This is a genomic window from Microvirga sp. GN3 (genome assembly GCF_055792825.1).
Genome location: NZ_JBVVAK010000184.1, coordinates 1 through 13,477, shown reverse-complemented (window position 1 = coordinate 13,477; position 13,477 = coordinate 1). Strand labels below are relative to the sequence as shown.

The following is a 13,477-nucleotide window of genomic DNA, read 5'->3' as shown; positions in this document are numbered from 1 at the left end:
TCGCCCGCCGGCTCAAGACCCTGCGCGGCCTCACCCCCTACGAGTACATCTGCAAGATCTTTACAAGCGAGCCGCAACGCTTCAGGCTCGACCCGCTCCACCAAATGCCGGGACTAAACACCTACTCGAAGGCCGAGCAGTGCGATCCCAAGTGGGGTCGTCACCGATAATTCTGCCCCAGGCCAGAGCAGGTCATCCGGATATACCAGGACGCGGGAGTGCAACTTCCCGCGGCCGTTGAGCCGATATGTGACCCGTGAATTGGTTGAGACAACATCCTCCGGCAGATCTTTTGGATGACAGATTGACGCCCGCCGCAGCTCCGAAATCAGAAACCCGCGGTGCGGCGTAGCTCGCGGACAATAAAGGGCCGCCATGGATGTGAGGCGGTTGTAGTCGTGCGTTCCAAGGACGATTGACGGCAGGTCAAGGCGCATATTCATGAGGTCCTCCTGTGTGCGTCCGGCCAGACTCGGGCCCGAGCCGAAACGATGCAGATAACTACTCTCACTCCATGGGAGTGCTTGTTGAACGACGTGATTGAACTTTGGTCATGCCCCGAACACGGGCGGCGCGCTGCGCCCGGCACTGCTCGGGGCTCAGTGGGCCACGTAGTGGCCGCCAACGCGGAGGATAAGGAATTGGGGCAAGATCATCATAATAGTACAGAAGATAAGTACTGAGAGACCGGAAACAAGTAGCGTCGGTTCTACAAAAGGCCCGTTGTCACCCAAAACAACTTACCATGTACTTGATCCCAGATATTGATCTGTTGGTGGTAGAATTTGTTACCTGGTGCGGTTTAATGGCAACGATGAGAGTTCTGAGTTTGAGAGCAATGAGGTGGCGAGAACGAACTGGGCGCGGGACCCAGAGCCGGTTCGTTTCTGACCTCTGACAGAGCCGTGCGATCCTGCAGGTCATGAGCCGGATCATTGCAACATGCACGAAAACCAGTTGAGTGCGGATGATCAGCAGGACTGCCGTTGGGATGAAGGCAGTTCCGAACAGGGTTAGTCCAAGTTTTCTGCAGCCATCGTGCAAAAGTATTCGTTTTTGCGAATTGCCTTGGTGAGTTAGGCTGTTCACATGAGCACCTGCAGAAACCGGCGGTTTCCTGAATTTTCAACCGGTCGGCAGTGCCTCAGAAGGCCTCGGAGGCAACGATGAAATACAGGCATCTGGATGAATTGCGGAGCGTATCCGAGCTTCAGCTGACTCCGCGACGGTCCATGACTCGTGATGAACGCATGGAGCGCTGGGCTGCCCTTTTGGAAGCCAACCCCGATCGCCAGCTTCAGACTTTAGGAGAACTCGCGTTGAAGCATGGTCCCGCGCGAAACGCCATGCGCGCGGACGGCTCAGCCCTTACAGTGGCTTTTGAGGATCTGGTTTTGCGGGCCGACGGGCTACAGAGCGATACGCTAGGCGACGCAATCATGTTTTTCGAGCTCTCCGAAGAAGATGTTCATCATGTCCTCTGTTCGTGCATCAACGGACGGACGATGGATGCAGGCACTGCAGCCTTGAGGCTACGTGAGCTGGATCGCGAGAGTGGAGTACTGATCGCGACTTGCATCATTGCAAGTGCCGTCGGTGCAGTTCCGTTTCTGCTTTACTTTGTCTAAGCGACACTTGAGTCGATGCCGAGACTACCCGGCCGGATTGTCGTCCGAACGATTGCGGCCACGATGCAACCTGCAGAGGTTATCAACGTGTTGGGCGAGGGTAGCGAGAACGGATGCGAATAGCATCGCTGACCCCACATGGGTGGATGAGAGTACAGTGTGGACCAGAGCGGAACGTTGAGGAAACGGTCAGGAAATTTGGTGGCCTGCAAAAACCACTCAGGTCGAGAAGCGAATTCATGTTGGAGACGAATGACGGCAGGGCCGGAAGTCACGCGAGCCCTGGGCGGCAAGGCGGTTCTGTGACTTCACGATTACCGGGGTCTTTTCGGCGGAACGGTCGAGAAGATTTAGATTGAGAAGGATGTCCGAACCGATGCCCAGGTAAGACATCTGGTGTTCATCTTCGCCTCGCCCGTCGACAGGAACCTTTGAAATGAACCTGCATCCAATCAGGTCTGCTCGGCAGATACCGAGCATAAAGGAGGAGAATGCCATGCTTTTCCGCATTGCTGCCATCGCTATCGTCGGTGTTCTCGCGACACCAGCCGGTGCTGCCGATCAGGTCGAGAAGGCGCCGCCAAGCGGCGCCTACAAGAAGGTGAGCGAACTCGTGAAGCTGCCTGACTTCCTGCCCGGGCTCGGCCAGCTTTATGTTGATCCCAAGACCCTGCCTGCCGGTCCGTTCCTCGCCTATGACCGCGACGGACGGCTCGTCAGCACGGTCTACATGCTGCCCATCGACGACCTCTCGAACAAGGACAAGCGCTTCGAAGATCTCGCCGCGCCCGGTGGCAAGGTCGACCATGTGGATGTCTATTTCAATGCCGGGCATCCCGGTGTCGAGAAGCCCCATGCCCATGTCGTCCTATGGCATGTGCCGAAGGCCGATGAGACGCGGGTGGCGGCAAAGTGATGCCCTCGCGACGGCATGTCCTGCAGATCGGCGGGGGTATCCTCGCCGGTCTGGCATCGCCCCGCCTGCTCTTCGCGAGTGAACCGGTCGAGATCAGAATGCAGGGCAAGGCAGACGGCTCCCATGTGTGGTTCGATCCCATCGGCCTGCACGTCGAACCGGGCCAGACGATCCGCTGGATCAACCTGGATCCGGGAAACTCGCATACGGCTACGGCCTATCATCCGAAGAACTTCGAGCGCCCGCTCCGCATCCCGGAGGCTGCCGAACCGTGGAATTCGGACTACCTGCTGCCGAACGAAATGTACTCGGTCACGCTGACAATGGAGGGCGTCTACGACTTCTTCTGCGTCCCGCACGAGCATGCCGGCATGGTCGGTCGGATCATCGTCGGTCACCCCGGCAGGTCTTCCAACCACAGCTTGTCGGTGCAAGCGGCGGGCGGGGAGCCCATCCCCGAGATTGCGCTCCGCACCTTCCCGTCGGTTGACGAGATCATGCGCCGAGGCGTCATCAGGCCTGCATAGGGACTGATTCCGACAGCGGCGGATCGTGTGGACCCGAAGGGCCACGCTAGTGAAAAGTGGATCCGGTTTTCCGCCTCCAACGATGCGCTCTCTAAAGAGTGGAGCATCGGATTGGATCCCAAAAGTGGACCCACTTTTCACGTCCGATGCTCCGGCGGGAACCTTCCGGGCTCCCGCCCGTCCAATAATCAGCCCCCGAGGCCCTACCAGACGTAGATGAGGGCGCCATGATCCGTTCGGTTGCCTACGCGAAGGCGGTTCTCGCCGGCATGGCGGGAGCCATCGCCTGGGAGATCGTTGCCCGGCTGCTGATCTGGGCCGGCGCGCCCTTCTTTGATCTTGTCATGGCGCTCGGGACCTTGGTCCTCCCCCATGCGCCGGCATGGGAGGCTTGGCTGGGCGGCATGTCGGTTCACTTGCTCGTCGGTGCGATCTGGGCCGTGTTTTACGCCTACTTCTTCTGGTCCGTCCTGCCGCTGCGCCCCGCCCTCCAAGGCTTGGTGTTCGCCTTCGTGCCGATGCCGCTGGCGATCTTCATCATGCATCCGCAGTTCGATCTGATGCATCCGCTCGTCCAAAGCGGCCAGCTGTCCTCCTCCGGGCTGTTCGGCTTGAGCGGCGGCGCGCACGAGCCGCTTTCCATTGCGACCGGCCACCTGATCTGGGGCGCCGTGTTGGGCCTGCTCTACACCCGGCCCGTCGGCTATCCGACAGGCCGGCCACCGCGTCTGAGATCTCGGCCCGGTGGATCACGGCCATCTTCCAGTTTGGCTCCTGAGCCGACCAGTCACCGGTTCATGTTCGCCACCGGCATCGAGTGCAGCTATCCCACCCTTGAAGGCGGGCGCTGGCGCATGGACCAGATGGCGGTCTGCGGCCATTACCGCCACTGGCGCAATGATCTGCAACTCGTGCGGGATCTCGGACTGCGCTACCTGCGCTACGGCCCTCCCCTGCATCTCATCCATCGCGGCCCCGGCCAATATGACTGGGCTTTCCTGGACGAGGTTGCCGCCGAGATGCAGCGGCTCGGCATCGTGCCGATCATGGACCTGTGCCACTTCGGCCTGCCCGACTGGCTGCAGAACTTCCAGAACCCGGAGGTGCCGCTCGCGCTCGCCGACTATGCCAAGGCGTTCGCCCGACGCTATCCATGGGTGCGCTTCTACACCCCCGTGAACGAGATGTATGTGTGCGCCAAGCTCAGTGCGCTCGAAGGGTTGTGGAACGAGCAATGCCGGGACGAGCGCGCCTTCGTCACGGCGGTGCGCCACCTCGCCAAGGCCAGCGTGCTGATGATGCAGGCGATTGCGGCCGAGCGTCCGGATGCCATATTCGTCAACAGCGAGAGCGGCGAGTTCTACCAACCCTGCTGCCCAGACTCCGAGATCCGCCGCATTGCTGCCTTTGAGAACGAGCGGCGCTTCCTGCCGCTGGATCTCCTGTACGCCCGGCCGGTGAACGAGGACATGCGTGCCTATCTCCTCCAGCACGGCATGCCGAAAGAGGAATACGCCTGGTTCATGCAGCAGGATGTGCGCCGGCGAGCCATTCTGGGTGTCGACTACTATGAGTGGAACGAAAAGCTCATCGACAGCAACGGCCATGCGCAGACGCTGGGTGAGCTGTTCGGCTGGTATGCCATCGCCGGCCAGTATTACCAGCGTTATAGGCGGCCGATGATGCATACCGAGACCAACCGCATGGATGCCCGCGACGGACCGCGCTGGCTCTGGCGACAGTGGCACAACGTGGAACTGATCCGCCAGGCGGGCGTACCAGTCGTCGGCTTCACCTGGTACTCACTGACCGATCAGGTCGATTGGGACATCGCGCAGCGAAAACCGCTCGGCAATGTGAATCCGGTCGGCCTGTTCGACCTCAACCGTGATCCGCGAACCGTCGGCCTCGCCTATCAGCACCTGGTACGCCTCTTCGGTGCTGATCTCGGCGAGGCCCCTTTCATCGAGGCCGTGCTGGAAGACGCCTCGAAAACCACGAACCGGGAAGCGAGGAGGTTCCATGCTTAGGATGCTCCAGGCGCATGGCCTCGATGCCGGCCCAACCCAGCGGCCGCTTCTGGCAGGCGCCGGTGCAGGCGTGATCGCCGCTGTCCTGGCGCTGGCGGTTCTCGCCGGCTTCCAGTCCCTCGACGCGCCTGCCAGGGCAACCGGTACATCGGTATTGGCTGCCGGTCTCGCCTATGCCGGCCTGATGCTCGTCGGTGGGATCCTCTACGGCTGGCTATTCCAGCGGGCGGCCAACGATGTGCGAGGCGGCTGGCTCTTCGGGATGGCGTATGGCTTCGTTCTCTGGATGCTCGGGCCGGTTCCGCTGCTGCAATGGCTGCCGGACCAGCCCATCCTGCGCGGCTATCCCGCGGCTGGATTGCTGCTGGCCCAGTTGCTCTGGGGGTTGATAACGGGTGTGGTGTTCCCACTCATTCACCGCCATCTCCACGTGCGCCTGGAGAACCAATCACGTGTGGCGTCCCTCTGTCCGGGACCGGAGGCAGCCATTCAGAGGCGGGTGCTCCGATCGCTCAGGTCCTCTTGAAGGAGTCCGCGGGGTGGTCGCGTGATCCCGTCCAGCGACAAGAGCACTGTCGGCTCCTCACGAGCACCGGTCCAGGAACCTTAATCGGAACCGCCCATCTAATACCCATCCAGAAAAGTTCTGACTTCAGGGGCTGGCCCCGTACCCATCTCCGCTACCAATGCTGCGGGTCAGAACTTCTTCACTTGGGTATAAGAAACAGATAGTGGAGCCTGGTCACGCAAACGGCAGCGATCGCAGCGGTACAGTTGGACCACCTCGATGATCTGGCGCTGGTTGACAATTAGGCTACGTCGGACTGCTTGCCGTCGAGCGCGACCTTGAACTCGGCCTGCGTCTTGGCCTTGATCTCGTCCACCGTGACGCCGTCGGCGAGCTCGATCAGCGTCATGCCCGAGCCGCCCTTCTTGTCGATGGAGAAGACGCCGAGATCGGTGATGACGAGATCCACCACGCCGGTGCCGGTGTGCTCGGCCCACGCCAGCACCCGCTGCACCTCCGCAATGGCCGCGGGTGGCAAGGCGCTGTCCCAGTCACTCTTCGAACGCAGCAGCGGGAAATCGAGCTCCGCCACCGGGATGACACGGACCTCGTGCCCAGCCTCGGCAGCTCCCCGGGCGTAGGCATCAGCCAAGGCATGGCAGAAATGACGGCTGTCGGGCGTCGGATGATCCTGGATGATGACGACGCGTGTCATGCCGGCCCCTTCGGTAGAAGCAGCAAGGTTCAATGGGCCAACAATACGGGACGATCTGCGACTGCAATGTTCATGCGTTTGCCTTTCCCAGTCGCCCCCTCTCCTCCGTCCCTGTGTTGTTCTTGGCTTCGGGACTTGGATGCTATCATTCTGAGCCGACAATCGGTCGAATTGAGGTAGATCAAGCGGGTCGGCTTCGGAGACTTGTAAGAAAGTATAACGTCTGGACGACTGCGATGGGAGCTGTCGGAGGAGGATCCAACAGGGCATGACTACGCACCGATCATCCGGGCGGCGAAGCAGCGTGGCTGTCCACTACATCGGTCTCACCCGCCGGATCGTCTCCGCTGAGCGGACCGGAGCCGCCGACATGCAGCTCGGCCTGGTTCTCACCTTCGTGGCGGGCGCCACCAACGCGGGCGGTTTCCTGGCCATCGGCCAATACACATCGCACATGTCCGGGATCTTCTCCGCCATGGCCGATCATCTCGCGCTGGGGGCGGTCAGCCTGGTGCTGGTAGGCCTTGGTGCCCTCTTCGCCTTCATGGCAGGCGCCGCCTGCTCGGCCATACTGATTAATTGGGGCAGACGCTCGGGCCGCGGCAATCGGTATGCCTTGCCGCTGCTCCTCGAGGCCGCGCTTCTGCTGGGCTTCGGCCTTTTGGGCGGGTTGGTTCGCGAGGGGCCAGGGCTCGTCCTCGTCGGGGCACCTTTGCTGTGTTTCATCATGGGTCTTCAGAACGCCACCGTGACCAAGATCTCCGGCGCACGCATCCGGACGACCCATGTGACGGGCATGGTCACCGACCTCGGCATCGAGCTTGGAAAGCTCGTCTACTGGAACCGGGACCGGTCGGACGGCGCGGCTCCCGTCGTCATGGCCGATCGGGCCAAGCTCCGCCTGCTGGCCGTGCTGCTGGGATCGTTCTTCACGGGCGGCGTGATCGGAGCGCTCGGATTCCACTACCTGGGCTACGTGGCTTGCATCCCGCTTGCCTTCTTGCTGCTGCTGCTGGCCGGACCCTCGCTGCTCCCGCATCCGGCCCCAACGAGCGTCCAGTAGGATCGTCATCATCCTGCCCGGCCCGTTCCTCGTGGCCACGCGTGGCCGCGAGGAACGGGCCGGGACGACAGGCTCATGGCGCAGGACCGGCTGGTCACTTCTTCCGGCTCAGGGCATTTGCCCATAGGTAAATTAACCGCGTGGCCGAAGTTGGGTATCAGGTGAAACCCTGAGACCCAGACGGGGATATCCACATGTCCGGATGTGGGAAGGACCGCTTGGGGTCAGGCAGTGAAGTTCGCCGACAATCCGTAACGTCCGGCTAAGTGAGGATTACTGCCCTCGGGGTTAGGTCTCAGGAGTGCCAGAAGAGGTTGTTCGCCTTAATCACCACCGGAGCGTCGACCGTGCATACGATGCCCGTTGCAGAAAATTCGATCTGCACCTCGCCCGCGAGTTCTTGAGCCAAACTGCGCTCGATGAGCCGCGTGCCGAAGCCTCGACGAATGGGCTTATGGACAGGTGGTCCCTCCACCTCCTACCACATCAGATGTAGGCGCTGCGGAGGCCCCGTGCCATCCAGCATCCAGTGGACTCGGATCTGTCCTGTGTCGTTGGACAGTGCCCCGTTACGTTCGTGAGAGTAGCGCTCCCACATGGGTTTGACAAAGCAGGTTAGTGCAATAGTCTCAAGTGGGTACCAGATCGACACGGGCACCATCTAGCTTCACATTCGGGGTCAGTCTGCAAGCTTACATCGGGACGGTTTCTGATCCGTTCTAGCTCAGACCCTATGACCATCATGAGCACGGAATCGCGCGATACTCCGGGATGGAGCAGCGCTGCGACTGACGCTGCGAACCCGGCGACTGACCATGACGATGATCAAGTTCATTGGCCTCGATGTGCACAAGGACACCATCGCGGTTGCTGTTGCGGACGAAGGGTCCAAGGGTGAGGTGCGCTTCTACGGCACGATCCCAAACACCCCCGAGGCGATCCGCCGGCTCGTCAGCCGCCTGGCTGGTCCTGGAACGGCCCTGAATTTCTGCTACGAAGCGGGCGCCTGTGGCTATGGCATATTCCGACAGCTCATAAAGCTAGGGGCAGAGTGCCTGGTGATTGCGCCCTCGATGATGCCGCGCCGGCCGCGCGAGCGCATCAAGGCCGATCGGCGCTGAGCCCTGACCCTGGCGCGGCTGCTGTGAGCGGGAGAGCTCACAGGCGTGTGGGTTCCGGATGAGGGTCACGAGGCGGTGCGAGACCTCGTGCGCGCCCGGCAGCAGGCCAAGGACGACCTCACGGCGGCCAAACTGACGTTATTGAGCTTTCTGTTGCGTCAGGACCGGCGCTTTCCGGGACGCTCGACCTGGAGCCGAGCACATTGGCGCTTGCTCGCGAACTGGCCGGGTTCGTGTGGGACATTGCCTGTCGGGTCCAGGTTGCCCCTGCTGCGGCCCCGGCGGTCTGACCCGCTCCAAACCTGCATTTGTACAGACGCATAGGAGGTTAAAGCGAGCAGAACGATACCGACCTGACCGGCGTGCCGTGGCACCCTGGAGCGATGGGAAATCCTCGAGATACGTTAACGCAAGCCTTGGCGCTGATGCCCGAAGCTAAGACTGAGGAAGGCCCACGACGAACACTGGGGAATGCGGTCACCAATCCGCGGATGAGAGCTTGATCAATCGTCGTCCGATCAGGAGCCGCGACACACCCGTCAGGGCGCTGGATCTTGCGCCGGCTCGCAAGCGGCGACAGGATCCTATGCTGACGTCCCAGAATGACGGTCATAAGATCGTGTCAACAGGAACAGCTCTTGCGCTGATCCCATCATCACCAGCTTCGTTCGGCATGCAGGCCTTTCCGTTGGGGGACTTCCGTGAAGATCATTGAAGTCACTGTAATCATTGAATTGGCTGTCTCATGCCAAGATGCTCAGTGACAACGAGTCTGAAGAAGTGTCGAAGCATACCGCCGCACCGGATGCGCCTGCACCCGGCCTCATAAGATGTCCAAAGGTGTAAGGATCTCGCAGTGCCCCGATTTCGGGGCGCGGATGCGCGTTGAGCTCGGGGCTACTTGCCCGCGATGAGGCTGCCTGCCCGGTGCAGGCCGCGCCGAAGATGCGCGAAGCTCAACATACTGCGTCGACGCTCGTTCACATTGCCCCGTTTATCAAATCCCTGCTGTGCGCTCTGACGAGTCTCTCCCTGGAGTGCCGACGGGGCACGTCGGCACCGCGCCAGGTATCACTCGTCAACACGACGTGGGTGGCGTCCGCGTCATTCGCCGATCTAAGACGCGCTGCAATCTCGCGGTCGCGCAGCCGGCGCGCCATGCGGGCGAGAGCCCGCAGATGCGTGGGATCGTCGCCGTGAGGACTAAGAAGCAGGAACACCAGATCAGCGGGACGCTCATCCGCGGCGCCGAAGTCCTGCGCGGGCTTGAGGCACGCGAAGACGCCGATAGGCTGCTCAAGCCCAGGAATGGCGGCGTGCGGGATCGCCACGCCCCGCCCGAAGCCGAACGACGAGGATTCGCCACGGTCCACGACCGCGCGCCGCACTATGTCGCGGTCCAGGAAGGCTTCCGCTGCGGCAACTCGGGTCATCACGTCAACAACGTGCCGGACGTCGTGCGCACGCAGATACAGGATCACGTGCTCAGTGGTGATCAAAGACGCTAACATTGTGGAAGCCATCATCAATGCCGGCCCGGGTTCAGGCCGCCTCACAGCTCCAGGAAGTAGGGTATGGACAATCGACCCGGACAGCGCCGGCGCGCCGTCACGGGCCCACGTACCTGTTTGGAGAAGCCCTGCCCGGAGCCGCATACGCTGCATGTGACTGCGTGCATTCATGACGTTATGGCAACGTTTGTCCGCAGGATAAGTTCGAGCCTTTCGAAAAGGCTATCCTTAAGAGCATCAGGTAAGTCATCGCCGGGCATGTCTGCGCCAGAACGATACATTCTCCTTGAATTGCGTCTTTTGAATCTAGTTTGAGGATGCCATGCCGAGGATCGTCAACACTTACCCATCGCCGTCCGCGCGGCTCGTCTCGCCTCAGGCTCCCGAGCCCGGGTGCAAGACACCCTTCTTGCGCTCGGGAGCTCCGCGAATTAGCACTCACGCACCAGTCGATGAGCGGCTCCTCCTAGCCGGATTCCGGCTGACTACGGAACGTGTCCAGGCGCCCGACCCGCCTAGATGATGACGTCTGCTTCAGGAGTATGAGGTGTCCGTGTCTCTTGTGACCCCGACTGTTTCTACGATTGACCATGCCCGGGTTCAACAGATCGCCTCGGCTGGCCTGCGGATTCGCAGAGTGCCGCCGTTGGCGCAGTTTCTCGCCGTGGAGTTCGAACGTGCGCGGGTGGTGAGCCCTGCCGATCTTCCCCGAACGTGCTCTCCATGTACTCGGTCTTCGACATCCGCGACGGGATCATCAATCACGTCCGGCGCGCGGTGCTTGTCTATCCGGGCGAAGAGGTCGCGGGCTTATACCAAGTGCCTGAAGGGCTGACTCGTTCGTGATTTCCGGACTGACTCCGCCGCTCAGGTTCGGTCGATGTCGCTGCCCGTTGGGCTTGGCGCCGAGCTTACGCGTACGCTGGCGCCACTTCCGGAACGCGCGCGCCATATTCGACAAGAGGGTGATAATGCCGGGGTCCAACTCGATGGGCTCATTTGCGGAGCGGGAATTCGAAACTAAGGCCAGAATCGTGAGCATGAGTTCCTCCTAGTGGAACGTTGCGCGTGCGAGCGAGCAACCGTGAAAGAGTTTCGCCTGACGCGGTGAACAGATGGGCGTCCACCGCGGTGCGGACCTTGCCATGGGCAAGTGTCTCCCCAGGCTCCGAGTGACGACGCTCTACAGGAGAGCCTTGCGGCTTGATCCTCCCGCTTGCAGGAAGATGGCTAAGACGCAGGTGTTTTCGACCGTTGAGTGCAGTCGTCGACCTGAATGCCAGATAGTCCACCCTATTCAGTCAACGCTCGTTGGTTGGTTGCCTGCGGGAAGAACTTGTACGCGGCGCAATAAAACCGCTATGGCAACTCCAATATAAGCTAAGGATACCTAAAGTCAAATCAGGTAGAAACGCTTCCTTCTATTCCGTTTTGTGAAGAAATTCGTGTGCACTAAACAGTAGAATATCAGTACAATGTGGAACCCCCCATGGGTCAAGCCGTTGTTCTTACGGCAACGGGCTGCGCCGAGTAAGAGCGCCAGCGGTGACGTTTGTTGATCCACGCTCGAGTTTTGAGGTGGCGAGCCCAGCCAGACCAGCACCAGCGTCCCGTTGAGAGGGCTTACGTCGCCAGCGGCGCTCGGACGGCCCTCTCCGTATCAACGGGTGAGGAACTGCAACCAGGTCCGTCAGGCCCCGCCTGTACGGCCCATGTCGATTGAAAGAGGATTGTTATGCCTGCTAATCACAACAACACTGAGCGGATTGACAAGACGGCCGAGAGCCAGCGGAACCCGGCAGATGAGGCTGGTCGTCCGCATCGTGGTGCCAGGACTGCGCGGGACACATTGCCGTCTGGAGTGAAAGCGGCCATGGAGAGGGTTCAGAGCGCCGCCGACCACCTGACCCAGGAGTTTGGCCTTTGCGGCGCGCGGGCCGAGGAACTCGCACGCAGATCGATCCAGAACACTGAGGCCGTCTCCCAAGCCAGCATGGTGTTGGCAAAAGGTGCGCAGGAGATCTCGCAGGAGTGGGCCGCCCTCGCCCGGGATCGGCTCGTGAACAACCTGGACGCTTTAATCCGCCTGGCCAGCTGCCGCTCTCTGCAGGATTTTACCGAGGTTCAGAGCGACGTTCTGTGGGCCCGGCTCAGCCTGGCCGTCGAAAGCAGTCGACGCATCGCAGAGGTCTCGGTGCGAGCGGCGGAGGAAGCGGCGGCGATTATTCAAGCTCAAACCGCGCATAACACCCAGGAATTGGAGCGAAATGCACAATCCATTCGCCAGGCTGCCTAAGTAGGTCGCCATAAGACTTGCAACGCGAGAGCTGCGGGTGTTTCCTTGGGAGCATGCAACGACATGATCGCTCTCCCGGGACGGGGCTCGACGAGGCGGATCGCACGCGGCTGGCTGCCGCGCTTGCTGGTGCCCGTGAGGCCCGTGTGTATCGCCGCCTCGAGGCGCTGCTGCTGGTGGCCGAGGGGCATTCTATGGCTGAGGCGGCCCGCCGCTGCCGCGTCAACCGCTCCAGCGTGCACCCCTGGCTGACGCAGTACCAGGCCGAGCACGAGGCCGCGGCCCTCCGCGACCGGCCGCGCAGCGGGCGCCCTCGTCTCCATCACACTCTCACGCCGCGGCGGTTGGCGGCAGCCCTGGCACGCGATCCCCGCCGCTGCGGCTATCAGGCCACAGGCTGGACCGTGCCGCTCCTGGCGCACGACCTGGCTGCCAAGGGCATCGCCGTCAGCCCGCGGACGCTGCGGCGCCGACTGCACGAGGCGGGCTATCGCTGGAAGCGGCCGCGCTACGTCTATGTCGAGCGCGCGGCTCATCTGGCGCAGAAAAAAGGGGCATCATCCGACGTCTGAAGGCGGGCTGGCACAGGGGTGATCGGCTGCTGTGCCTCGACTGGACGCTGCTGCGGCTGTTTCCCCCGCTGCGCGCGACCTGGGCGCTCAAGGGCACGCAGGCGGTCGTGCCGATCACCGGCCGCAATGCCAAGCGGGTGCTGTTTGGGGCCATCGATCTGGGAAGTGCTCGCCGCATGGTGCTGATACGCCATCGCGCCGGTCAGGCCGACGCGCAGGCGTTCCTGCGCGCGTTGCGGCGTCGGTATCGCCGCGCCGGCTGGCTCTGGCTGCTGACCGACCGGGCGAGTGCCCACACCGCCCCGCAAACCCAAGCCCTGGCCGACCGGCTGCGCATGCGGTTCGTGTGGTTGCCCCGGCAGGCGCCAGAACTGAGCCCGATGGATCAGCTTTGGCGCGAGCTCAAGCGGCTGGTAGCGGCCAACCGACAGACCGCCTCCATCGAGGCTCTGGCCGCCGACGCCGCGGGTCACGTCCGTCAATGAGTGTAAATTCGGGTGCGGTTTGAGGTGGCCATTGGTCAGCTCGCCTGTGGGGTGATTGCCAGAGCCTGCTGGTTGATCATGGGTGTTGCGAGTTCGGTCATCCCT

The 13,477-nt window shown here is 61.8% G+C and carries 11 protein-coding genes and 2 pseudogenes; 10 read left to right on the top strand and 3 right to left on the bottom strand.

Features of this window, described 5'->3' with window-relative positions; translation table 11 throughout:
- Positions 1-113 precede the first annotated feature (113 nt).
- The gene (locus ACS5Q1_RS41385; protein WP_473103688.1) at positions 114-377 is read right to left on the bottom strand and encodes a GreA/GreB family elongation factor; all 264 of its coding nucleotides are present in this window, start codon (positions 375-377) and stop codon (positions 114-116) included.
- Between the two features lie 789 nt (positions 378-1,166).
- Here ACS5Q1_RS41385 and ACS5Q1_RS41380 point away from each other — a divergent pair.
- From ACS5Q1_RS41380 to ACS5Q1_RS41360, 5 genes are all read left to right on the top strand, one after another.
- A complete protein-coding gene (locus tag ACS5Q1_RS41380) occupies positions 1,167-1,628 on the top strand; it encodes a hypothetical protein (protein ID WP_473103686.1) in 462 nt (153 codons plus the stop codon).
- A 496-nt stretch (positions 1,629-2,124) separates the two neighbouring features.
- Positions 2,125-2,544, top strand: a complete 420-nt coding sequence (locus ACS5Q1_RS41375) for a DUF5602 domain-containing protein (RefSeq protein ID WP_473103685.1) — start codon at positions 2,125-2,127, stop codon at positions 2,542-2,544.
- Positions 2,544-3,071, top strand: coding sequence for a plastocyanin/azurin family copper-binding protein (locus ACS5Q1_RS41370; RefSeq protein ID WP_473103684.1), 528 nt, complete (start codon positions 2,544-2,546; stop codon positions 3,069-3,071). Before ACS5Q1_RS41375 ends, ACS5Q1_RS41370 begins: the two co-directional genes overlap by 1 nt.
- Positions 3,072-3,298: 227 nt before the next feature.
- Complete coding sequence (locus ACS5Q1_RS41365) at positions 3,299-5,101, top strand: family 1 glycosylhydrolase (protein WP_473103683.1); 1,803 nt, start codon at positions 3,299-3,301, stop codon at positions 5,099-5,101.
- Positions 5,094-5,627 carry a hypothetical protein gene (locus ACS5Q1_RS41360; RefSeq protein ID WP_473103682.1) on the top strand — a complete coding sequence of 178 codons (534 nt, stop codon included), beginning with the start codon at positions 5,094-5,096 and terminating at the stop codon, positions 5,625-5,627. Before ACS5Q1_RS41365 ends, ACS5Q1_RS41360 begins: the two co-directional genes overlap by 8 nt.
- Before the next feature lie 283 nt (positions 5,628-5,910).
- Here ACS5Q1_RS41360 and ACS5Q1_RS41355 read toward each other — a convergent pair.
- Positions 5,911-6,093, bottom strand: a pseudogene (locus ACS5Q1_RS41355) (succinyl-CoA--3-ketoacid-CoA transferase); the annotation flags it as partial.
- A gap of 601 nt (positions 6,094-6,694) precedes the next feature.
- On the opposite strand from ACS5Q1_RS41355, the pseudogene ACS5Q1_RS41350 reads away from it, so the two are divergent.
- Together ACS5Q1_RS41350 and ACS5Q1_RS41345 are read left to right on the top strand one after the other, a co-directional pair.
- Positions 6,695-7,342, top strand: a pseudogene (locus ACS5Q1_RS41350) (YoaK family protein); the annotation flags it as partial.
- 860 nt (positions 7,343-8,202) lie between these two features.
- Entirely contained in the window at positions 8,203-8,508 is a 306-nt protein-coding gene (locus ACS5Q1_RS41345; RefSeq protein WP_473103681.1) for an IS110 family transposase, read from the top strand.
- A gap of 980 nt (positions 8,509-9,488) precedes the next feature.
- Here the strand turns inward: ACS5Q1_RS41345 and ACS5Q1_RS41340 are convergent.
- Positions 9,489-10,019 carry a PTS sugar transporter subunit IIA gene (locus tag ACS5Q1_RS41340; protein WP_473103680.1) on the bottom strand — a complete coding sequence of 177 codons (531 nt, stop codon included), beginning with the start codon at positions 10,017-10,019 and terminating at the stop codon, positions 9,489-9,491.
- A 1,735-nt stretch (positions 10,020-11,754) separates the two neighbouring features.
- On the opposite strand from ACS5Q1_RS41340, the gene ACS5Q1_RS41335 reads away from it, so the two are divergent.
- Genes ACS5Q1_RS41335 through ACS5Q1_RS41325 form a run of 3 tightly spaced genes read left to right on the top strand, consistent with a single transcriptional unit; the run spans position 11,755 to position 13,372 of the window.
- Entirely contained in the window at positions 11,755-12,315 is a 561-nt protein-coding gene (locus ACS5Q1_RS41335; RefSeq protein ID WP_473103679.1) for a phasin family protein, read from the top strand.
- 53 nt (positions 12,316-12,368) lie between these two features.
- Positions 12,369-12,887: a helix-turn-helix domain-containing protein gene (locus tag ACS5Q1_RS41330; protein WP_473103678.1), complete on the top strand. Its 519-nt coding sequence runs from the start codon at positions 12,369-12,371 to the stop codon at positions 12,885-12,887.
- The gene (locus ACS5Q1_RS41325) at positions 12,809-13,372 is read left to right on the top strand and encodes a transposase (protein WP_473103687.1); all 564 of its coding nucleotides are present in this window, start codon (positions 12,809-12,811) and stop codon (positions 13,370-13,372) included. The genes ACS5Q1_RS41330 and ACS5Q1_RS41325 overlap by 79 nt, the downstream gene beginning before the upstream one ends.
- The last annotated feature ends 105 nt before the right edge of the window (positions 13,373-13,477 follow it).

Bases quoted from the DNA above. Each gene is read 5' to 3' on its own strand.
- ACS5Q1_RS41385 (WP_473103688.1), bottom strand. From the start codon at position 377: ATGGCGGCCCTTTATTGTCCGCGAGCTACGCCGCACCGCGGGTTTCTG.
- ACS5Q1_RS41380 (WP_473103686.1), top strand. From the start codon at position 1,167: ATGAAATACAGGCATCTGGATGAATTGCGGAGCGTATCCGAGCTTCAG.
- ACS5Q1_RS41375 (WP_473103685.1), top strand. From the start codon at position 2,125: ATGCTTTTCCGCATTGCTGCCATCGCTATCGTCGGTGTTCTCGCGACA.
- ACS5Q1_RS41370 (WP_473103684.1), top strand. From the start codon at position 2,544: ATGCCCTCGCGACGGCATGTCCTGCAGATCGGCGGGGGTATCCTCGCC.
- ACS5Q1_RS41365 (WP_473103683.1), top strand. From the start codon at position 3,299: ATGATCCGTTCGGTTGCCTACGCGAAGGCGGTTCTCGCCGGCATGGCG.
- ACS5Q1_RS41360 (WP_473103682.1), top strand. From the start codon at position 5,094: ATGCTTAGGATGCTCCAGGCGCATGGCCTCGATGCCGGCCCAACCCAG.
- ACS5Q1_RS41345 (WP_473103681.1), top strand. From the start codon at position 8,203: ATGACGATGATCAAGTTCATTGGCCTCGATGTGCACAAGGACACCATC.
- ACS5Q1_RS41340 (WP_473103680.1), bottom strand. From the start codon at position 10,019: ATGTTAGCGTCTTTGATCACCACTGAGCACGTGATCCTGTATCTGCGT.
- ACS5Q1_RS41335 (WP_473103679.1), top strand. From the start codon at position 11,755: ATGCCTGCTAATCACAACAACACTGAGCGGATTGACAAGACGGCCGAG.
- ACS5Q1_RS41330 (WP_473103678.1), top strand. From the start codon at position 12,369: ATGCAACGACATGATCGCTCTCCCGGGACGGGGCTCGACGAGGCGGAT.